The organism is Wohlfahrtiimonas larvae, assembly GCF_002006755.1.
GTDB lineage: Bacteria > Pseudomonadota > Gammaproteobacteria > Cardiobacteriales > Wohlfahrtiimonadaceae > Wohlfahrtiimonas > Wohlfahrtiimonas larvae.
On sequence record NZ_MVDO01000030.1, the window covers coordinates 1 to 21054 of the forward strand.

Here is a 21054-nt window from a genome sequence, read left to right on the forward strand (position 1 = left end):
GTCGGTAATAGCTCAATTAAATTTGCAACACGTGATCGTACAGATGTAATTCCTTTGGCTTGTAATTTTTTTGGGTCAGGATTTAAATAATTTTCAAGGCGCGAAAAATCTACATTTAATAAAAGTGTTCCATGATGAAACCCACGATCTGCTTTTTCTCGGTATGCGGAGCCAGAAATCTTACGAATTTCACCTTCACGGTGAATAACTAAATCATTTCGACCTGAAGCTTCCACTGTTAAACCTAGTGTTTTCAAAGCATCAATAATAATTTGAGTTGATACATTTTTATTATATTCAGGTTTACCGATCATAAATGTAAAATTAGTATTACCTAAATCATGAAATACAGCACCACCACCACTGTGACGACGAGCTAACTTTACATGATCATCATCCATTTTACGTGTATTACACTCTTTCCAAGGATTTTGAGCACGACCGATTACAACTGTTTTATCGTTACGCCACAAAAACAAAACCTTCTGATCTGGATCCATGGTACTAAAAATAGTCTCTTCCACAGCTAAATTAAACCATGGATCTACACTTTCAGAAATTAATAATCTCAGCTGTTTCATTTTCTTGCCTTTAATAAATACAATGTGCTCTAAAATCTAATGATAGTTTGTTTTTCTCTGTTAATATACTAATCCTAAAAGTCACACAAAGGAATCATTATGAAAGTTGAAGTTTGGTCAGATTTTTCTTGCCCATTTTGTTATATAGGCGTCCACAATTTTTATCTTGCAATGGACACATTCAATGATGAATTTAAACGTTCTGAGCAATTAATATTTAAATCATATGAACTATCCCCTGATGCCCCTTTCACTAATGACCGTTCCTATTACGAAGTGTTGGCAGATAAATATGATGTACCTTTAGATCGTGCCAAAGCGATGACTGATAATGCTAAAAAAATCGCAACAGAAGCTGGCTTAACATTGAATTTTGATAAGGCTATTGCAGTCAGCACATCTATTGCCCACCGTCTCATCACTTGGGTGCAAAATCATCACCCTGACAAAACACGTGATTTGGCTATGCGTATTTTTAAAGCTTATTTTGAAGATGGTTTAAATATTGCTGATGACCAAGTTTTATCAGGATTTATGACTGAGTTAAATATTTCCAATATTACATTACCTGAAATATTAACAGACATGAAAATTAGTCAATCCATGACGGTAGATAAAGTAGAAGCACAATCTTTTGAGATCCGAAGTGTACCTTTCTTTGTTATTAACAGAGCTGATGCAGTTGCAGGCGCACAAACACCTATGAAATTTTATGAATTAATGATCCAAATTGATCGTGGCATTACTCAATAAAATTTAATGTATTAATCATGCAATTAACGGAGTGCAATATGAAAATCGGAGTGATCATCACAACTAATGAAGTAGAAAAAGCTTGGAATGCCTTTCGCTACATGAATACATCACTAGAAATGGGGCATGAAGTTACTGCCTTTTTGATGAGTGCAGGTGTGGAATGTGAATTCATGGATCATGAATTTTTTAATCTTTCAGATCAATTGGATAAATTCATTGAAAATAATGGTAAACTTTTTGCATGTAGCACTTGCTTACAATTTCGCAAGCTTCATGATAAAACACAACGTGCAGAAATCACAACAATGTTAAAAGCTGTTAGAATGACTGAAGATAACGACCAAGTTCTAACATTTTAATTAATAGACTTCATTTTAGGATAATCATTTAAATATGCTGAAAAGAACACGATCCATAAATAAATTTACTTTCCGTAAAAATTTCAAGATAAAACCAATTGCTTTATCATTATTGGTGGCATTTGGTGTTGTTGCTTGCGGCGGCAATGATGATACGGAACAATTAACCATTTATGCAGATGCTCAAGATTGCATCAGCAACAACCCTAATATGATTGCTGAATGTACTTCAGTATATGAAAGTGCCGTTAAAGAAGCCATAGAAACGGCACCCAAATATGCCACATTAGAAGAGTGTACTGCTGATTTTGGTGCAGAAAACTGTCAATCTGTCCAACAAACAGGTAATGCTGTTACCGATGCAGGTCAAGCAGTACAGCAACAAGCTTCAAGTGGTGGCTTTTTCATGCCATTACTCGCGGGCTATATGATGGGTAAAATGATGAGTGGAATGTCTGGGAATAATGTTGCAAGTAAGCCTGTTTATTCACCAAAAGATGCAACTGGACGCCCAACAAACTTCTATGATAGTTCAGGTAAAAGTTATGGTGCCGCCCAAGCAGGTGGACGCACTGTATCTGTACCTAAAAGTGATATTAAATCAAAACCTGCAGGCACTGTGCAGCGTGGTGGCTTTGGCAAGATGGTTTCTCAACAACGCATCGCAGCTGCTCAAAAACAAAATACACAGCGCTCAGCAACATCTAAATCATCCAACCGTTCTACATCTTTTGGTGGTTAATTGAATGAAAAGAGTTGCGATTAAACCAAGGTCTGATTGGCAAGAAAAAGCTGTAGAATACGGTTTTTATTTTCACACAATGTATGATGAACCTTATTGGAGTGAAGATTATTATTATGAATTTACAGAGCGCGAAATTGATGAATTAGAAGATACCACCAATGAGTTGCATCAAATGTCATTGGAAGCAGTTGATCTTGTCATCAACAATGAATCGTTATTGAAAAAATTTCGCATTCCTGAACATGTATGGGAATTTGTTGCGGATTCATGGCACAAAAAAGAGCCTTCTTTATATGGGCGCTTTGACTTTGCTTATGATGGCAAAACACCACCAAAAATGTTGGAATACAATGCAGATACACCAACATCATTGTATGAAAGTGCATTTTTTCAATGGATTTGGTTAGAAGATCAAATTGAACGTGGTCAATTACCAGAAAGTGCTGATCAATTCAATAGTATTCAAGAAAAATTAATTGGACGCTTTGCCCATTTCAAAGAATGGCATGGCATTTCTAAACTACATTTCACTTGTTGCTCAGATACGGAAGAAGATCGCGGTACGATTCAATACTTACAGGATTGTGCATTAGATGCTGATTTAGCCAATGATTTCTTATTTGTAGAAGACATCGGTATAACTGAAAATGGTCAATTTACTGATGTGAATGATGAATTGATACGCACGATCTTTAAATTGTATCCTTGGGAATTCATGTTCCGTGAAGAGTTTGCAAACTATTTAGATAGCCGTAAAACTTTGTGGGTTGAGCCAGGATGGAAGAGCATTTTATCCAATAAAGCTATTTTACCTTTATTATGGTCAATGTTCCCAAATCATCCAAATCTATTGGAAAGCTATTTTGCAGAAGATAGCAAAGCCAATAACCTTTCTACATATGTAAAAAAACCGCTCTTCTCTCGTGAAGGTGCGAATATTTCTATTGTGGATCGTGGTTCTGTGATTTCTGAAATTGATGGCCCTTATGGTGAAGAAGGCTACATTGTTCAATCTTATTACCCATTACCAAAATTTGAAGATAACACAACATTGGTTGGCAGTTGGGTTGTGGGTGATGAATCAGCAGGTATCTGTATTCGTGAAGATAAAGAGATCATCACACAAGATTTATCTCGCTTCTACCCTCACGCAATGATTGGTTAATATTTATAGTTATTGGAAAGCGATCTTCGGGTCGCTTTTTTATTGTTGCAAATATAGAATGGATCATCCATCCACCTTTGCTCATTTTTCATTGAATCACATCTAAAAGCTCGCTATCCTATTGATATATATTTATCAGGAGTCATTATGAGCATCGAATTATTTGAATTACGTACTGCCATCATTGGTGAAAATTTCCCGATTAAACGTGCAATCCCACAACGTGAGCTGCGCAATATTGGCCATTGGGTTTTCTTGGATCATGCTGGCCCAACCATATTTAAAGCAGGTGAAGATGTTGATGTTGGTGCGCATCCACATATTGGCTTACAAACATTCTCTTGGTTGTTACAAGGTGAAATCATTCATAATGATAGCTTAGGCAGTCACCAAATCATGAGCCCTTATCAAATCAACTTAATGACAGCTGGTAAAGGTATCGTTCATACTGAATTGAGCCATCCCGACAGTAAAGAACTACATTTAGCCCAGCTTTGGATTGCATTGCCGAAAGAGAAAGAAACAATTGAGCCTGATTTTAAACATTATCCTAAATTGCCACACATTGATCATGATGATTATGAAGCTTATGTTTTAGTAGGTGAATGTGATGGTCACATTTCCCCTGTGGAAATGCATAGTCCATTAAGCGCATTGGATATTAAAGGCAAAAAAGATATCACCATTACTTTGCCATTGAATCCTAATTTTGAATATGGATTATTGCCATTAGAAGGAGAAATGACAGCTGAAGAAGCACAAATGAATGATAATACTTTGGCTTATATTCCTGCGGGCACAACATCTATCACTTTAAAATTACACAAAAATAGCCGTGCTTTATTGATCGGTGGCGAACCTATCGAACATCCGCCATTGATGTGGTGGAACTTTGTGGCTTGGGAACAAGAAACCATAGAGGAAGCTCTAAAAGATTGGGAGAGCCATTCTGATCGTTTTCCTGAAGTGCATTATCCTGGTAAAAGTGAACGCTTAATCGCCCCACCGTTAACTGGAAAGCTTAAGTCACATTAATAATAGTGATCGAGGCAGTCAATATTGCAGTAAAGAATATCGAGCTTGAATATAATCAAACTAGGATTCAAAAAGGATTAGGTTGGATATCCCCAAGACAGCTAGCAAATTTATATTATGGGCATCCGTGGCTTCCACTGCCACAATGCGGCCAAGTGCATCATAGCTGTATTGGTAACTGCCCAATTGATTGATGGATTGTGACAGCTTTTGGCCATTACCATTCCATGTGTAACCGAGTTCTCCCGTTGGTGTTGTCACTTTCAGGGTTTGCCCTAAATCATCACGTTGGTACGTGAGTGATCCACTTTGGCTATCTTTGGTTTCTGTTAAATCACCTTTAGCATTGTAACTGTACGTGATAGTGCGTTTATCAGGATAAGTGATGCCCTCTAGTTGCTCTTTGCCATTGTATTTAAAGGTTGTGGTTTCGCCTTTAAAATTCTTCGTGCTCAGCAAATCACCTTGCGTATTGTAGCTTGAAGATTCCACTTGTCCTTCAGGCAATGCTCTAGAAACTCGTTGCCCCAAATCATTATAGGCAAAACGTGTGGTTTGCTTATTAGCATCCGTCTGTGTGAGTAACTTCCCTTGGCTGTCATATGTGTAAAGTGTACTTTGATTTAAGCCATCGAGCACTTGATACAACTGGCTAATGCTATTGTATTTAAATTGCTTTTTCGCACCATTGGGTGATTCTGTGGCAATTTTACGGCCTGCTTTGTCATAATCATGCTTTGTCACTTGGTTGAGCGCATTCTTTTGCTCAATTAAGCGATTATTATCATCGTAAACATTGGTAACGCTTCTGCCATTAGCATCGGTTTGTTGGATGAGATTGCCAACGGCATCATAATCTGATGTAGAAACTGTGATATTAAGTGCATTAATGACTTTGGTTTGGCGACCTAACGCATCGTACTCATATTTCGTTTGGTTACCAAGTGCATCAATGGAAGTAGTTAGTTGACCATTGCCATCGTAAATACTCTCATTCGCAAAACCTAATGCATCGATGGATTTGGTTTCTCGCCCTAAAGCATCAAATTGAGTTTCGCTACAGGCCCCATCATCACACACTTTGGTCACTTGGCCTTTAGCATCATAAACTGTTTCAGCAACTCGCCCCCAAGGATCTGTGACTTTGATCTGATTACCATTACCATCGTATTCATACGTTGTGGTTCGGCCTTTCGCATCTGTCTGTTGAGTCATTTGATCTAAGCTGTTGTATTCATAACGCTGTGTATTGCCCAGTTCATCAGTGGATGATAATAAATTACCTTTCACATCAAAAGATTGCTTTGTGGTTAATGTCTTTTTAGTGCCATTTTGTACAACATCATAACTACGCTCAATCTCATTGCCATATTGATCGTATTTAAAGCGCGTGACATTGCCTGCTGCATCGGTTTCTGAGGTTTTCAGCTCTTTACCATTGATCTTCTGATAGCCAAACGATGTGCTATTGCCCATAGGATCAGTGATGGCGCCCAAGTTACCTGAGAAACTATAGCCAATTTTGGTGGTGTTACCCATAGCATCCTGAATACCACTAAGCTGCATTGTGTCATGGGTATAAAGGTTCACCGTTTTACGGCCCAACTCATCCACAAATTCTGTGGGTTCATTGTTGGCGTTATAAGCCGTTGTTGTACTAAAGCCTAAGGCATTTGTCTCTTTGGTGACTTCACCCCATTTATTGTGCTCATACTTTGTGGTGTGACCTAAAGCGTCTGTGATACTTGTTTCATTACCAAACTCATCATAAGTATAAGTTGTGGTATTGCCTAAAGCATCCGTGACTTTATTGACGTTACCTTGATCATCATAGAGATAAATGGTTTTATTCCCTTGTTGATCAATCACCACATCTTCATTCTTATCCGTGTTGTGCTCAAGATTCACTTTAAAGCCATTGCCATCCGTTTGAGTCACTAACTGACCTTTGTCATCAAACTCGGCTTTGAATAAACGTTTACCATCAGCCCCTATGATTTCATCCAACTGATGTGGCGCCTTCATATTTTGAAGATAAGTGAACTGAGTTTTCTCACCTTTTGGATCCGTCACGGATTTTAAGTTACCATCACCATCATACGCATACGATAAACTGCGACCATCTGTGGTTTCAGCTTTAACAATGCGACCTTGTGCATCGCGGTTAAAGAGAATGTTTGCACCACCTGAATGAAAAATACCATTCTTCGTAAATGATAATGTATTGCCTGTTTTATCCTTAATCTGACGGATACCAAAGCTTTTATCTAAATAATACACATCACCGTTTTTAGTGGTTAAACGGAACTCATTAGGGTTCACAACATCCACCGTATCATAATCAATCAATTGATCATTATGAACACGAAGCTCACCCACATCCGTTGCCACTAATTCCGAAGTTGTGCCACTCATTGGTTCAAAATCAATGCTGAAGAAACTACCCGCCATTTGAGACTGCCATGTATTACATTCAGGCGATGTTTTAACTTTAAAACGTTCCATTGTGCCACCAGGCATACGAACAGTCACCAAACGTTGCCCAATTGGACGTGGACAAAACTTAGCATTTAAGCCAGCCCCAACCTTAACGATTTCCCAATCTAAACCAGGTGTACGATTCGTTTGAATCTTCACATCTTGATAAGTTGCACTCCAACCAAAGCCAAAATCTAAACGGCTATTTTGATTGAGTGTGTCATAAGTGCGTGTTAAAAAGAGCGGTAAACTGCCTGCTTCAAAGGATAGATCCTCAAAGCTTAAGGCAAACTGACCAATCTTTTGCTCGCCTTTGAGCATCAAACCAATACCCGCGCTACTTTGATTGCCACCTGCATCTTTAACGATTAACAGTAAATCATATTGACCATTCGCCATCGTTTGTGGGTTAATCTCGCCAAGCTTCCCTTTAACGACAGGGACCGTACTTGTTTTAATCGGCGTCCAATCTTTCTCATCGGCAGGGGAGATATAAAGTGTGTATTCCACAAAGTTCTCATCCATCGCTGTACCAATAATATCCACAGATGTGGTGATCTCTGCCACATTGATATTATCTGAGTTCGCAGGCGCTGTAATCTCTGCCGTTGGCGCTGTGATGTCCGCTTCATCTTTAACAATAAAGCGTTTAGAGAATGTGATCTCATTGCCACTCGCATCAATCGATACTGTTTCCACTAAATGGCCACCCACTTGATCGCTCTTCACTGTGGCTGCGCCATTCACCAAAGTAATGGGCTTGCCATCCAATGTTGCCGTGGTTGCTTGATAAGGCTTTTCTCCACCTTGAAGCTCTAAGACAATCTCCACATCTTGGTTCACTTTAGCAACAGCGGGTGAGACAAAAAGCTCGCCTTGTGATATCAATGCATAAAAAAACTCCATTTAAGGAGTTTTAGTGTAAACATAAAAACATCAAAAAGTTATGTGGCTTTATGCTTTTCAATAATTTCTTCTATTTTGGGGATCATGATTTGTTCCATAAAAATCAAGTAATTTTGAGCAACTACTTCAACTTTCTCTCCTGTAACTCTAATCACTTGCCCAACAGGTTTATTTTTAGTTTCTTCATAATCAAGATAATAACAATCAGTCTCCGCCAATTGCATAATAGGAAACCACATAGGTTTGGATAGTTTTTTATTGATTATCTTTTTAATTAATGAATCGGCACTTTGTTGGTATTCCGAGAAAGGATAACAACCATCTGGAAATAACTCTTGAATTTCAGTTTCAAGCTCCGACATTTTCACAGAACCATCATCATTTAACTCTCGTTTATCCCAAATATTTTCATAGTCATATTGCCGATTTTTATAGTTATAAATCCCTCCAAATTTTTCTGCTACTTTTTCTATTATTGGATCAGGAGAAATATGAAAGTTTTCGTATTCTAATGGTAAATATTGCCATGTGTATGGTGTTATTTTGTGGTATATATTTTGTAGTTTTTCTATAACATGAGCTATTCTTTGATCGGTAACCGTTAAAATAGAATAAAGAATAGAATATAAATTTTCCATAAATGTAGTTGTTTCTATGGATAAATTCTTTTCTTCACATTCTATAATCATATTGGCAATATTAGGATGCTCCTTAAGATACTTTTCATAGGCTTTGTTATAACTTTCTTTATCCATCCAATCGATAACATTGTTTATCTCTGAAAACTTCTCAATTTTATTATCTTCAAGTAATTGATAGAAATTCTTAATGTCACCTATTGAATGCTTATCATAAAACTGGGCAATACACTTATTACCTAAATTTGTGATTTCAGGTAAATACTTATTTGGCAGCTCCTTACTATCAAATTTATTAGTTGGTAGAAATTGTTGGGGCACATCTTTTAACTTTAATTTAAAATACTTGAGTTCTTCTCTAACTATTTGTTTTGAAAAATCATGGTTAATATAAAAATCCTGTAAAAAATAAACACTATTCCAGTAGTGAGGCAAAATGCTCACACCAATATAGTTAATGGCATCCTTACTTATATTTAGAGGAAGATATGCTGTGTAATGACTAGAAGACGGTACATATTCCATATTTATTTTTGGTACTTCAATAATCGCAACGACTTCAAACAAAGTGTAATGCAGAAGGACAATTTTATGCACAACATTATTTGGGCTAAAAAGCTCCATCACTTTGGTTTTATCTTTGAAGATTGAAAAATCTGTTTCAATAATTTCATACATAGTTTTATGTCTCGTAAAAAAAATACGTTTCAGTAATGAAACGTATTCTCTCATAGCTTTTAATTGATTATGAGTTATTTTTTTCTTCTAACTCTATCAGCTTCATTTATACAATTTTGATTTTTTGACAGATTTTTAACAGCATTTGGTAAGACATAGCGTTCCGTTTCTTTCACAAAATATGAGTAAAAAACAGCAGGTGTTAAATTTGTTCCTGTTCGATTAGCACCAAGAACAGGCTTCATCAAATAATCATTTTTATAATAGTAATAATGCAGTGCTGAAGTTATCGCCAACCTTCCATAAGGCTTAACTGCGAGTTCAATCAGAGGTGAACTTGTTGCACCTCTTTTCTTCTTATGAAGAGCAACATCTAATCCCTTCCTTCCAACCTTAACTGCAGTATCAAATAGGTACATTTGAGTATGTAAAGTTGAATGTGATGCAATATCAATTCTAGCAGTATATGTATAGTCATCAGGCCCACACATATATTTGGGAATTGTATGGTGATCATTAAATCCACTAGCACTTAACAATAAAGCTGGATATAAAGTATCATCCATTGGAACCGTTCCCTTATCATCATAATCATTGTTAACAAGCACTTTCAAAAGCATCATCGTAAAAATATCAGATAACCCAGGTTGATCCATTGTTCCTTCAAAAATCTTTCCAAAGATATAATCGTGTAAATAATCCCTTGCCATATAGTTCAATGTTGACTGAATGCCTTGTGAGATATTGATATCCATCAATCCAAAATGACCTGTTGGATCACTCATATTCACAGGATCAGCATGTGCGTACAAATACGGATTCAAGCTAATCGGTGTGGTTTTCATGCCTTCAAAACTATCACGGCTAATGAATCGACCAATCTTCGGATCATAATGTCTTGCTCTAAAGTAATAGAAGCCTGTTTCTTCATCCAATACTTCGCCCACATAGCGGTGTTTGATGTGGCTTTCAGGGTTGGCATTTGATGCTAACGGATTACCAAACGCATCATAATCAAACTTAGTTTTTGTGCCGTTGTTATTCACAACTAAGCGCGTAGAGCCTTTACCATCTTGATACAAATGCTCTGTGCCAGCATCCGATTGTAAGAGTAGATCACCCACGCCATCTGGTGCATACAGGTACAATTCCTCTTTCCAATTACTTCTTAAGCAACTTTATTGCTTTGATTAATATCAAATCTTTATTTTTACCTATCGTTATATTTGACAATATATAACGGTTATCTTAATCTGTGGTTTCCCTTAAATCACTAATTAATTAACTAGTCACTTTGTATATGGAAAATCGCCGTAGCTTTTTAAAGAAAATGTTAGTGACATCCCTAGTCGCGCATTTTCCTGTCATCCTCATGGCAGAGACAAATCAATCATTTTTGATAAAAAGCTTCGGCGAGATTCCTTCACCACAAAATATTCACCGAGTATTAAGTGCTGGCCCTGTTGCGGATGTACTATTATTATCATTAGCGCCAGAAAAATTATTAGGATTGTCGACACATCCTTTATCAGATATTCAAAAACCTTTTTTTAGTCAGCATTTACAACAATTATCCCAAACTGGTCGTTTCGCTGGCCGTGGCACAACTGCTTCTTTAGAAAAAGTTATACAAATGAAGCCTGATGTGATTGTTGATATTGGTAACATCACTCCCACTTACATCAGTACTGCTGAGCGTGTTCAATCACAAACCAACATTCCCTACCTTTTAATGAATGGCTCATTAGCAGAAACACCGCAACAATTATCTCATTTGGGTGAATTATTGGGTGTTAAAAATCGTGGGCAATTATTATCAAATTATGCACAAAAAGTATTATCACAAACTCATAATATTGCTGACAAAGCTACCGAATCATCCCAATTAAAAGTTTATTCTGCGCGCGGTGCCGATGGTTTAGAAACAGGTTTAGCAGGCTCCATTCATACTGAAGTTTTAGATTGGATAGGTGCAAAAAACGTCGTAGAAGGCGCAGGTGAAAAAATCATTGCTCGCGTTTCTATGGAACAACTAATGCTATGGCAACCTGATGTAATCATTGCGATGGATCATCATTTTTATCAAAAAGTCTTCACTGATCCATTATGGCAACGCTTACCTGCTGTAAAAAATAGACGCGTTTATTATGCCCCGAAATTACCTTTTGGTTGGTTAGATCAACCACCAAGCATTAATCGCTTATTAGGTGTTTCTTGGCTCGCTCACGTTTTATATCCTGAATTATTATCTTATGATGATTATGCCCAAAATATCATTGAATACTATCAATTGTTCTATGGTTATTCATTATCACATGAAGCCTTAACTCAGCTCACTGGAACGATTTAATGGTTAGGTTGTTAATTCCACCCATTGCATTATTTGTAATGGTGCTGATCGCATTTTGTGTTGGGCAGATCAATATTCCTTTCAGTGATTTAATCCATGCTTTTAAAGAATTATTCAATAGTGAAACATTGAGCGATCAAAGCTTTGTGCTATGGAATATCCGTTTACCCAGAATCCTTACGGCAATTTTATCGGGTGCAGCTTTAGCAGTTGCGGGCAGTACTTACCAAGGCATGTTCAGAAACCCTCTAGTTTCACCTGATATTTTAGGTGTTTCCGCAGGTGCAGGTTTGGGCGCTGTGCTTGCCATTTATCTGAACTATTCTGTGATTGGCGTACAAATTTTTTCCTTCATCTTTGGCTTAGGCACAGTATTTTTAGTTTATATTATTTCTCAATGCGTTCGTCGATTAGATCCAATATTAGCACTTGTTTTATCGGGCATTGCTGTTGCAGCTTTACTCGGTGCTAGCATTTCCATGATTAAATTATTATCTGATCCTTACAGCCAACTTACTGTAATCACATTTTGGATGATGGGATCATTAACAATGGCAACCATGAGCGATTTAGTCATTGTTACACCGTTATTATTTGTGAGCATTATTCCACTCATTTTATTACGTTGGCGCATGAATTTACTCAGCCTCAATGATGAAGAAGCTCTCACGCTTGGCGTGAATATTAAACATTTACGTATTATTTTTATTTTATCTGCCACATTGATGACATCGGCAACCGTTTCCATCACTGGCATCATTGGTTGGATCGGCTTAGTGATTCCTCATATTGCACGTTTATGGGTTGGGCCAGATTTTAGAAAAATGTTGCCAACTGCCCTATTTTTAGGTGCAACTTTCTTATTGCTGACAGACACAATCGCCCGTACAGCATTCCCAATAGAAATTCCGCTCGGTGTATTAACTGCATTCATTGGCGCGCCTTTCTTCATTGGTTTATTGATCAATGGCGGAGCAAAATCATGAGCTTAATTCAATTACAGGATTTAACGATTGGTTATCGTGGGCAGATCATCGCGGAAAAACTGAATCTTTCCTTTCAACCTCAAGAAGTGACTTGCTTATTGGGTGCCAATGGTTGTGGCAAAACAACGTTATTGAAAACCATTTTAGGTATATTGCCGAAAATCGCAGGCGAAATATTAATTAATCAAAAGCCTCAACAGAAATGGCAGCGTAATGAGTTATCAAAATATTTAGGTTATGTGCCACAGGCACACAACCACGTATTTCCCTTCACTGTAGAAGCTGTTGTACTTATGGGTAGAACCGCACATTTAAATTGGTATTCATCCCCAAAAACAGAAGATAAAGCCATTGCCTATGAATGCATTCAACAATTAGGTATTGAGCATTTAACATATAAACCTTATACCCAATTAAGCGGTGGGCAACAGCAATTGGTATTGATAGCACGAGCTCTAGCACAGAATCCATCTTTTCTAATCATGGATGAACCAACAGCCAGCTTAGATTTTGGCAACCAAATGCGCGTGCTAGAACAAATTGAAAAACTCAAAGCCCAAGGATTATCCATATTGATGACAACGCACCAACCTGAGCATGCGATGCAAATTGCAGATCGTATTATCTTATTAGACCACGGCAACATCATTGCAGATGGCTCAGCCAAAGCATGTTTAACATTAAAAAACTTAGCGCAGATTTATGCGCTCGATGAATCTATCATCGCCAAAAACTTACCCTTCATTGTTTAACCTTAGAGGAATGACATTATGTCTAATTCTAAAACCATTTTTGATGTCGATTTTGCAGAACTTTATCGCAACCATGTCGCTCAAGCAATTCGTCAACCCAAAACATCAGATGATTGGGATAAAAAAGCTCACAATATGAAATCTGGCGGTGGTTGTGCGGGTGCATCTTACATTCAAGATTTTACATCTCGCATGGACTTAACGAATGCAAGTACATTATTAGATGTTGGCTGTGGCGGTGGCACAATTGGCTTAGCTTTAGCATCAGGCTTAGAAAAAGTTTACGAATTAGATTACAGCCCCAAAATGCTAGAAGTTGTGAAAGAACGCGCGGCAGAACAAAATATTGATAACTATGAATGCATTTTGAAATCATGGGATGACAATTGGGATGATGTGCCTGAATGCGATATTTGTGTATCTTCTCGCTCTTCCATGGTCAATGACATTGAATCAGCTTTAGCAAAACTTAATAGCAAAGCCAAAAAAGCAGTCTATATGACAATGACGGTGGATAAAGATTTCATCAGCCGAGATATTTTGCGCGCTATTGGCCGTGATGATATCGGCTTCCCTACTTATATTTACGCTATGAACCTGCTTTATCAGCAAGGTTATCGTGTTTCTGTGGATTTTTTAGAAACACAAAATTGCTCAAGCAAAGTGCTCACATTGGATGAGCCAAGCTTTATCGAAGCTGTTCAATGGTCAATCGGTACATTGAATGAAGAAGAAATTGATCGTTTGAAGCATCACTATCAAAAACATCAATCCAAACTTTATTCAGCACAACCTATGCAACGTGCATGGGCTTTTATTCATTGGAAAACTCACTAAGTTAAAAAACATTATAATGATCAAAAACTCCTCCTCATTTAAAATCAGCAAAATTTCAGCAGCATTATTACTCTGCTTCTCTGTTGCTTATGCTGATCAAACAACACAGCCAACTGACGAAATTGAAAGTACCGAGCAAACTACAAAAAGTAATGTATTCACATTGGGAACAGTTGTGGTTTCTGCATCTGTACCACAATCATCGGAGCTATTTGAATCGTACATTGGCAAAGAAACCATTGATTTATTAGAAGCTAAAGATGTAGGCGAAGCTTTACAATATACACCGGGTGTTTTTTATGATTCACCAATAGCTTCTGGCAATTCAGGGCGCTTTGAATCAGGCGTAACAGTCCGTGGTTATGGCTTACGTTATGTGCCGATATATGTAGATGGCATTCCTGTTTATATTCCTTATGATGGCTATTCGGATATGGGCCGTTTTTCAACTGCAGATATTTCATCGATTCAAGTGGCTAAAGGTTACAGCTCTGTCATGTATGGTCATAATACAATGGGTGGCGCGATCAATATCGTCACCATGAAACCACGATCTAAATTTGATTTTTCTGGCGTCATTGGTACTGGCACTGGAGATGTAAAAGAAACAAGCATCAATATCGGTACCTTACAAGAAAATTGGTATTTACAAGCAGGTTTTTCTGATCGAACACGTAAATATACGCGCCTAGCGGATAACTATGTAGGTAAAGATGCTGAAGGCCAATTTGTTAATTCAGATAAATATCTCTATAACACTAAAGATCGCCGTGCCAACATTAAACTAGGTTGGACACCGAATGCTACAGATGAATATGTTTTGAGTTATTCTAAACAAAAAGCCAAAAAATATCCGGGGCATATAGGACACAAAGGTTTTATCCCAACCACTTGGAAATGGCCGAAATGGGATCGTGAAACGATTTCGTTTGTTTCGACCACATGGTTAATGGATAATAAAATTTATATCAAACCTCGCCTTTATTATGATACTTATAAAAATACATTAACAGGTTGGCGCGGTGACCCTAAAGGTAGCCATTATGACGATAAAGCATTTGGTGCGTCTGTGGAAATTGGTACAACAGCAATCAATAATCATTTAGTCAAAATGATGCTAAGTTATAAAGATGAAACCCATGAATCATTCGATACTTTCCCGAATTCATCATTACACATGCCAGATTCTGATTCTAAAGCAACGCAAAAGTTCTATTCAATTGCCTTAGAAGATACAATTACATTCACAGAACAATGGGAAGCACAATTGGGCGTTGTGTATACAAAACGTAAAGCGACAGCGAGCGATATTGGTATTAATACTCAACATTTATTGAATACTTACCCTTCTGCTAATTCGATGTTAGCACCATCTTATGATTCGACAGATTTTCAAGCAGCTCTATTCTATAAACCAACAGATTTAGATACTTTCCGCTTTACTGTCGGTAAAAAAACTCGTTTCCCAAGTTTCAAAGAATCCTACTCTAATTATGCTGGCGGTTCGGAAAGAAAATGCCCTAAGGGACAAACTGGCTGTAAACCTGGTGAATTTGTACCAAGCATCACCTTACAAAATCCTGGTCTGAAACCTGAAAGTGCACTCAATATTGAATTGGGCTATAACGGTACACCTATTGATGGTTTAACAATGGATACTGCATTATTCTATAGCCAATCCAAAGATGCGATTGATCGCAGTGACTTTGATTATAATACTTTCCCCGGTTATGCATTCGTCAATCCATTAACTTACCTGGAAAAGTTGAACGCAAAGGTATTGAGTTAGGCTTGGATTATGAGTTAAACCCATATCTACAATTAGGTGCTGGTTATACTTATTTGGATGTTAAAAATAAAGATCATAAAGAGATCAAAATTAAAGATACACCAAAACATTTTGGCTATCTTTATGCATCCATCAAACCAATGGACTGGATTGCAATCACACCATCTATGACAGGCCGAAGCAGCAGTTATGCCAATATGGAAGGCTCAGAAAAAAATAGAGCTTATCAAGTTTATAATTTAAAAGTCAGCATTACACCACCACAATGGCAAGGCGTTACATTTAATGCAGGTATTGAAAATATTTTCAACAAAAATTATGCATCATTCAATAATGACTATTCATCACCAGGCCGATCCTTCTATGCCAACATGCGCATTGATTTTTATTAATTAAAAGATTCTTAAATGCAAAAAGCTAGTATCACTAGCTTTTTGTTGATTTTAGACGATAAAAACATAATTTATAATGGTGCTACTGGTACTAAAATTTTAGTTGCAATGATGACAGCTAACATCCCTACAATCATTGGCACAGTTGTTCTTTTCACAATTTCAAAGGGCGATATATTTGCCATCCCTGCGGTTGCCACCACAACACCTGAAACGGGTGACATTGTTCGTCCTATATTGGATGCTTGTAACATCGGAATCACTAAGAATGCTGAATTAATACCCATTTCTGATGCAACTTTAGGGATGAATTCCACAAATGCATAAAATGGTGCATTACCTGAACCTGTAGCAATAGCTGCTAACATTGTGACTAAAACTAAAACAATCATCATAATCAAAGCGCCACCACCTGCGGATTCTGCCAATTCAATCAATCCTGATGTAAAGCCCACCACTTTTAAGCCTTCTGCAAATACGCCTGCAGCAACTAATAGCATCACAACTGAAACAAATGCATCTCCCATACTTTTATAAGCACAATTCAAGCCTTCAAATACTTTCTGTGCATCCCATGAACGAATAAACTCAATCGTTGCCGTTACAAACAGGCAGATGATCAAAATGGTGATGATATTTAAGTTTGGAATAAGTGTATCGCTAAATGGTAATATCCATTTACCTGAAAAAATCAATACACCTACGATCGGCATAAATGGCAAAATTGCATAAGCAGATGGTGCATTCGTTTTAATTTCATTCACATCCAACCGCTCACAAACACTATTTTCTTTACGATCCAAATAACGTTGCCAAAAGAAATGTGTGATGGCAATCGCAATGATGGCAATGATGGAAACAGGTAAAGTTTTATAAAAGGCAAAGTTAATTAGTAAATCACCGCCCATGCCAGATTTCTCAGCTGCTAAAATTACATCACCTGAGGTTGGCGATAAAATCAATGCTGCAGGTGAAGCACAAATTGCTGTTGCAGCACCTCGGCTAATCCCAACATTCACCATCAATGGAAATAACGTCCCCATCAGCAATACACCTAATCCAGTTGCCGAAGATACTGCAAATGACATCAAGCATGCAATAAAATAACCAGCGATCATTAAAATATAAGGCGATTTAATGTGCGTTAATGGTTTAGAAACAATCTTAACCACAACATCATTCGCACCAATATGATTCATGTAAGATGCAAACCCACATAAAATCATAATCATCATGCCAAGATCGGCCGCACGGCTAGATAATAAATTTTTAGTAAATTCAAAAATATCTAAAATTTTTATACCAGTTGATTGTCCTGGCAGAATATCTCGCCCCAAAAATAGGCTAATGATCAATAACACAAAGCCACCCAACATCAAAACACCTGTTGCTGAATAGCCTTTAATAATATATCGTCCAACCATTACAGCCACTGCTGTACCGATCAACAGATCTACTATATACATCGGAATACCTAACATTTCTATCTCCATTGAATTTTTGGTTCTAATGGTAGGTAGAATACTGCGTTTTCAATATCCTCTAAGTGCTATAATTACATTTCTTAACACATATCAATTTATGATTTATTTATGTTTGAATCAATAAAACATTATTAGCACTATTATCTTTAATATTATATTCACTCAAAATATCCCAAATTACCAATGATGATGATTCAAGATTTTTTTCAAACGCTTTAAACAATCACTATTTAAATCTTTCACATGTTTGGGAATGCTATCTATCTCAGCACTTAAGAGCAAGGCTAATTCTCTAGCTTTATCTATCTCATTCAACTGAATAAGAGCTTCAATGTAACTAACCTTTGCCTCATAGCCACGATAATAAACCACTAAAGCATCAAACTCTTCGAGCGCACGCTGTGTATTACCTTGTGCCGCCAATGCTTTTGCATAAAATAGATGCCCTTCACTTGAATCATAATCAGGATTTTTTGCTCTTAATGTATCCAGTGTTTGAATAGTTATTTGTGGTTGATTCAAGAAAAAATGGCATTTGGCAATTTGTAATAACAACTCAGGATCATTTGCATACAATCCCACCTGAATCTTCTGGTAAACTGTCAAAGCATCTTGATAACGTTGTGCTGCAAAATAAGCATCTGCTAAATATTTCTGATTCATAAATGTTGGTGCTGTTCTTACTTCATTTTCAGCAGCCTTAATATCAGCATTAGGATTCACCAACCCTTTAATATTTTTATTAATTTGATGCCCACGACGAGAATCCATTAAACTAGGTAAAGTCACTACAATAAAGTAAGCAATCGGCCCCAACATTGGTGCAATAATCACAATTAACACCCAATAACGCTCCTGCCCTGTTTTCATAATATGAATAATACAGATCAGTGTAATTAAAATACTTAAAAAGTATGGCATAAACTTATGCTCCCATCATAGTGTAGTGACGCTTAAAAACATATCTATTTCTAATGCGTGCCTTATTTAAGGCTTTATCTTATAATCATTGATTATGATTTTCAAAATATTTGCTACATGAATAAACCATTGATTACCACAAAAGAAGCTACTACAGAACTTGCAGCTGTACTGATTGCAGTGACAGATGCTGAAGCAAAAGTCCTTACAGTAGAACAAGGCAACGCTTTACCCAATGGTCCATTAGATCCCATACACAAATCACTGCAAGCAGGCGTTCGCCAATGGGTGGAAACACAAACACAACAATCTTTGGGTTATGTCGAACAATTATATACATTGGTAGATACTAATCGAAAAACATCATCAGGCCATTATCTTATTTATATTAGTTACTTGGGATTAGTTCGTGAAGAAGCCAATCATCACGGCTCTCAAGCAACATGGTTAAATTGGTATCAATATTTTCCATGGGAAGATCATCGCAATGGTCGCCCAAGCTTTATTGAAACTGAGCTATTACCCATTTTTAAACATTGGATTAATGCAGGCAATACAGTCTCAGAACAAAAATCTCGTGAACAACGGGTTAATCTTTGCTGGGGATTAGCACCTTTTACTTGGAATGAAGAGTATGTATTACAACGCTATGAGTTGATGTATGAAGTGGGAGTTTTGCCAGAAAGTGCGTCACATAAAACAGTCATTGATGCTGAACACTGTGGTCATCCTATGATTCATGATCATCGCAGAGTTTTAGCATCTGCCATGGCAAGATTACGCGCCAAAATCAAATACCGTCCTGTTATTTTTGAATTAATGGCACCAACCTTTACACTATTTCAATTACAACAAAACATTGAAGCATTAGCGGGCATTACCTTACATAAACAAAACTTCCGTCGTTTTATTCTCCAACAAGATCTCATTGAAGAAACTGGTGAAATGGATCAAGCAAGCCCTGGTCGCCCTGCTCGCTTGTATCAATTCCGAGATGACGTCTTATTAGAGCGATCACTATCTGGCAGTAAATTACCGATTTCTCGCTCATTCAATTAAGCTGGGCCAATTTGATGAAATAATGCTCGATCTCTGCTCAAATCCCCTGAAGCTTTAACATTAATGGATCGTGTGGCTGAGAACGCCAACATTCTATTGATGCCAATTTCGGCTTGTACACGAATCTCTTCAGGCACAGTAATTTCATTACTATTATTTTCTAAAATATTTTGAATTTTATCCAAAGTATTCATTGCCATCCATGGACACATAGCACAACTTTTACATGTTGCACTTTCCCCTGCTGTTGGTGCAATAATAAAAGTTTTGTCCGGCATCAATTGCTGCATTTTATAAAAAATACCGCGATCTGTAGCAACAATGAATTGATCAGCCTCTGCATTTTGTGCGAATTTTATAATCTGAGATGTCGAGCCTACAAAATCAGCTTGCTCTACAACTTGAGCAGGTGATTCTGGATGAACCAAAATTAAAGCGTCAGGATATTGCTCTTGGCATAAGCGCAAACTATCTGCTTTAAACTCATCATGCACAATACATTGCCCTTGCCATAAGATCATATCAGCATTGGTTTGTTCTGCAATATAACGACCTAAATGACGATCTGGCCCCCAAATAATTTTTTTACCTTCTAAATGCAATGCACGCACAATATCTAAAGCAATTGCAGATGTTACCACCCAATCTGCTCTTGCCTTTACTTCTGCACTAGTATTAGCATATACAACAACGATACGATCAGGATGTTGATCACAAAACCGAGAAAAATCATCCGCAGGACAGCCAATATCTAAAGAACATGTTGCTTCTAAATCTAGCACTAATATTTTTTTATCGGGACTTAAAATTTTTGCAGTTTCTCCCATAAATTTGACACCTGCAACAATCAAGGTTTCAGCCTTAGAATCCCACCCAAATCTTGCCATTTCCAATGAATCAGCAACACATCCACCCGTCGCTTCTGCCAGTGCTTGTATTTCTGGATCAGTATAATAATGCGCAATGATGGTTGCATTATTATGCTGTAATAACTGCTTTATTTTCTCCTGCTGCTCCATCTCCATTTCCATTTCTCCTCATTAATGCGTTTATTTATACTCATTATGAGCATATATCTATTTTAGAGAAAAATCATATCAGCTTTTGAATATAAAAACCAACAACTCAATTGCCCTATAATTT

General features: G+C 37.2%; 19 protein-coding genes. 12 read left to right on the forward strand and 7 right to left on the reverse strand.

Features of this window, described 5'->3' with window-relative positions; translation table 11 throughout:
- Positions 1-581, reverse strand: a 581-nt coding sequence (locus BZK14_RS01950; protein WP_143691275.1) for a lipoyl protein ligase domain-containing protein, incomplete at its 3' end; no start/stop codon positions are given.
- A 99-nt stretch (positions 582-680) separates the two neighbouring features.
- Here BZK14_RS01950 and BZK14_RS01955 point away from each other — a divergent pair.
- The 5 genes from BZK14_RS01955 to BZK14_RS01975 all read left to right on the forward strand — a co-directional run bounded on the left by BZK14_RS01955 (position 681) and on the right by BZK14_RS01975 (position 4641).
- A complete protein-coding gene (locus BZK14_RS01955) occupies positions 681-1334 on the forward strand; it encodes a DsbA family oxidoreductase (RefSeq protein WP_077924924.1) in 654 nt (217 codons plus the stop codon).
- 38 nt (positions 1335-1372) lie between these two features.
- Positions 1373-1696, forward strand: a complete 324-nt coding sequence (locus BZK14_RS01960) for a DsrE family protein (protein WP_077924925.1) — start codon at positions 1373-1375, stop codon at positions 1694-1696.
- Positions 1697-1730: 34 nt separating this feature from the next.
- The gene (locus BZK14_RS01965) at positions 1731-2438 is read left to right on the forward strand and encodes a DUF1190 domain-containing protein (protein WP_077924926.1); all 708 of its coding nucleotides are present in this window, start codon (positions 1731-1733) and stop codon (positions 2436-2438) included.
- Positions 2439-2442: 4 nt separating this feature from the next.
- Entirely contained in the window at positions 2443-3606 is a 1164-nt protein-coding gene (locus tag BZK14_RS01970) for a glutathionylspermidine synthase family protein (protein ID WP_077924927.1), read from the forward strand.
- Between the two features lie 147 nt (positions 3607-3753).
- Positions 3754-4641 (forward strand): pirin family protein, encoded by an 888-nt coding sequence (locus tag BZK14_RS01975; protein ID WP_077924928.1) that lies wholly within the window; start codon positions 3754-3756, stop codon positions 4639-4641.
- 60 nt (positions 4642-4701) lie between these two features.
- Here the strand turns inward: BZK14_RS01975 and BZK14_RS01980 are convergent, their stop codons facing one another.
- The 3 genes from BZK14_RS01980 to BZK14_RS01990 all read right to left on the reverse strand — a co-directional run bounded on the left by BZK14_RS01980 (position 4702) and on the right by BZK14_RS01990 (position 10489).
- A complete protein-coding gene (locus BZK14_RS01980) occupies positions 4702-8025 on the reverse strand; it encodes an RHS repeat protein (RefSeq protein WP_077924929.1) in 3324 nt (1107 codons plus the stop codon).
- Between the two features lie 38 nt (positions 8026-8063).
- Positions 8064-9341 (reverse strand): hypothetical protein, encoded by a 1278-nt coding sequence (locus BZK14_RS01985; RefSeq protein WP_077924930.1) that lies wholly within the window; start codon positions 9339-9341, stop codon positions 8064-8066.
- A gap of 74 nt (positions 9342-9415) precedes the next feature.
- Positions 9416-10489: an RHS repeat-associated core domain-containing protein gene (locus tag BZK14_RS01990; RefSeq protein WP_077924931.1), complete on the reverse strand. Its 1074-nt coding sequence runs from the start codon at positions 10487-10489 to the stop codon at positions 9416-9418.
- A gap of 152 nt (positions 10490-10641) precedes the next feature.
- Here BZK14_RS01990 and BZK14_RS01995 point away from each other — a divergent pair, with 152 nt between their 5' ends.
- From BZK14_RS01995 to BZK14_RS13560, 6 genes are read left to right on the forward strand one after another with little or no spacing between them, the layout of a single operon-like run.
- Positions 10642-11691, forward strand: a complete 1050-nt coding sequence (locus BZK14_RS01995; RefSeq protein WP_077924932.1) for an iron ABC transporter substrate-binding protein — start codon at positions 10642-10644, stop codon at positions 11689-11691.
- Positions 11691-12677 (forward strand): FecCD family ABC transporter permease, encoded by a 987-nt coding sequence (locus tag BZK14_RS02000; RefSeq protein ID WP_077924933.1) that lies wholly within the window; start codon positions 11691-11693, stop codon positions 12675-12677. Before BZK14_RS01995 ends, BZK14_RS02000 begins: the two co-directional genes overlap by 1 nt.
- On the forward strand, positions 12674-13429 hold the full coding sequence (locus tag BZK14_RS02005; RefSeq protein WP_077924934.1) for an ABC transporter ATP-binding protein: 756 nt from the start codon (positions 12674-12676) through the stop codon (positions 13427-13429). Before BZK14_RS02000 ends, BZK14_RS02005 begins: the two co-directional genes overlap by 4 nt.
- Positions 13430-13447: 18 nt before the next feature.
- Positions 13448-14266, forward strand: a complete 819-nt coding sequence (locus BZK14_RS02010; RefSeq protein WP_077924935.1) for a class I SAM-dependent methyltransferase — start codon at positions 13448-13450, stop codon at positions 14264-14266.
- A 16-nt stretch (positions 14267-14282) separates the two neighbouring features.
- Positions 14283-16055 carry a TonB-dependent receptor plug domain-containing protein gene (locus BZK14_RS02015; RefSeq protein WP_281249048.1) on the forward strand — a complete coding sequence of 591 codons (1773 nt, stop codon included), beginning with the start codon at positions 14283-14285 and terminating at the stop codon, positions 16053-16055.
- 2 nt (positions 16056-16057) lie between these two features.
- On the forward strand, positions 16058-16447 hold the full coding sequence (locus BZK14_RS13560) for a TonB-dependent receptor (protein WP_281249049.1): 390 nt from the start codon (positions 16058-16060) through the stop codon (positions 16445-16447).
- Between the two features lie 71 nt (positions 16448-16518).
- On the opposite strand, the gene dcuC is transcribed toward BZK14_RS13560, so the two are convergent.
- Both dcuC and BZK14_RS02025 read right to left on the reverse strand, forming a co-directional pair.
- A complete protein-coding gene (dcuC, locus tag BZK14_RS02020) occupies positions 16519-17907 on the reverse strand; it encodes an anaerobic C4-dicarboxylate transporter DcuC (RefSeq protein WP_077924958.1) in 1389 nt (462 codons plus the stop codon).
- 201 nt (positions 17908-18108) lie between these two features.
- The gene (locus BZK14_RS02025) at positions 18109-18852 is read right to left on the reverse strand and encodes a tetratricopeptide repeat protein (protein ID WP_077924936.1); all 744 of its coding nucleotides are present in this window, start codon (positions 18850-18852) and stop codon (positions 18109-18111) included.
- 117 nt (positions 18853-18969) lie between these two features.
- On the opposite strand from BZK14_RS02025, the gene BZK14_RS02030 reads away from it, so the two are divergent.
- On the forward strand, positions 18970-19911 hold the full coding sequence (locus BZK14_RS02030) for an NUDIX hydrolase (protein ID WP_077924937.1): 942 nt from the start codon (positions 18970-18972) through the stop codon (positions 19909-19911).
- Here the strand turns inward: BZK14_RS02030 and nadA are convergent.
- Entirely contained in the window at positions 19908-20942 is a 1035-nt protein-coding gene (gene nadA, locus BZK14_RS02035; RefSeq protein ID WP_245831121.1) for a quinolinate synthase NadA, read from the reverse strand. The genes BZK14_RS02030 and nadA overlap by 4 nt on opposite strands.
- Positions 20943-21054: the final 112 nt, after the last annotated feature.

Excerpts from the sequence above, each read along its gene's own strand:
- BZK14_RS02015 (WP_281249048.1), top strand. The coding sequence starts at position 14,283 with ATGATCAAAAACTCCTCCTCATTTAAAATCAGCAAAATTTCAGCAGCA.
- BZK14_RS01975 (WP_077924928.1), top strand. The coding sequence starts at position 3,754 with ATGAGCATCGAATTATTTGAATTACGTACTGCCATCATTGGTGAAAAT.
- BZK14_RS01985 (WP_077924930.1), bottom strand. The coding sequence starts at position 9,341 with ATGTATGAAATTATTGAAACAGATTTTTCAATCTTCAAAGATAAAACC.
- BZK14_RS02005 (WP_077924934.1), top strand. The coding sequence starts at position 12,674 with ATGAGCTTAATTCAATTACAGGATTTAACGATTGGTTATCGTGGGCAG.
- nadA (WP_245831121.1), bottom strand. The coding sequence starts at position 20,942 with ATGGAAATGGAGATGGAGCAGCAGGAGAAAATAAAGCAGTTATTACAG.
- BZK14_RS01970 (WP_077924927.1), top strand. The coding sequence starts at position 2,443 with ATGAAAAGAGTTGCGATTAAACCAAGGTCTGATTGGCAAGAAAAAGCT.
- BZK14_RS01995 (WP_077924932.1), top strand. The coding sequence starts at position 10,642 with ATGGAAAATCGCCGTAGCTTTTTAAAGAAAATGTTAGTGACATCCCTA.
- BZK14_RS02000 (WP_077924933.1), top strand. The coding sequence starts at position 11,691 with ATGGTTAGGTTGTTAATTCCACCCATTGCATTATTTGTAATGGTGCTG.
- BZK14_RS01965 (WP_077924926.1), top strand. The coding sequence starts at position 1,731 with ATGCTGAAAAGAACACGATCCATAAATAAATTTACTTTCCGTAAAAAT.
- BZK14_RS01955 (WP_077924924.1), top strand. The coding sequence starts at position 681 with ATGAAAGTTGAAGTTTGGTCAGATTTTTCTTGCCCATTTTGTTATATA.
- BZK14_RS01980 (WP_077924929.1), bottom strand. The coding sequence starts at position 8,025 with ATGGAGTTTTTTTATGCATTGATATCACAAGGCGAGCTTTTTGTCTCA.
- BZK14_RS02010 (WP_077924935.1), top strand. The coding sequence starts at position 13,448 with ATGTCTAATTCTAAAACCATTTTTGATGTCGATTTTGCAGAACTTTAT.
- BZK14_RS01960 (WP_077924925.1), top strand. The coding sequence starts at position 1,373 with ATGAAAATCGGAGTGATCATCACAACTAATGAAGTAGAAAAAGCTTGG.
- BZK14_RS02030 (WP_077924937.1), top strand. The coding sequence starts at position 18,970 with ATGAATAAACCATTGATTACCACAAAAGAAGCTACTACAGAACTTGCA.
- BZK14_RS02025 (WP_077924936.1), bottom strand. The coding sequence starts at position 18,852 with ATGCCATACTTTTTAAGTATTTTAATTACACTGATCTGTATTATTCAT.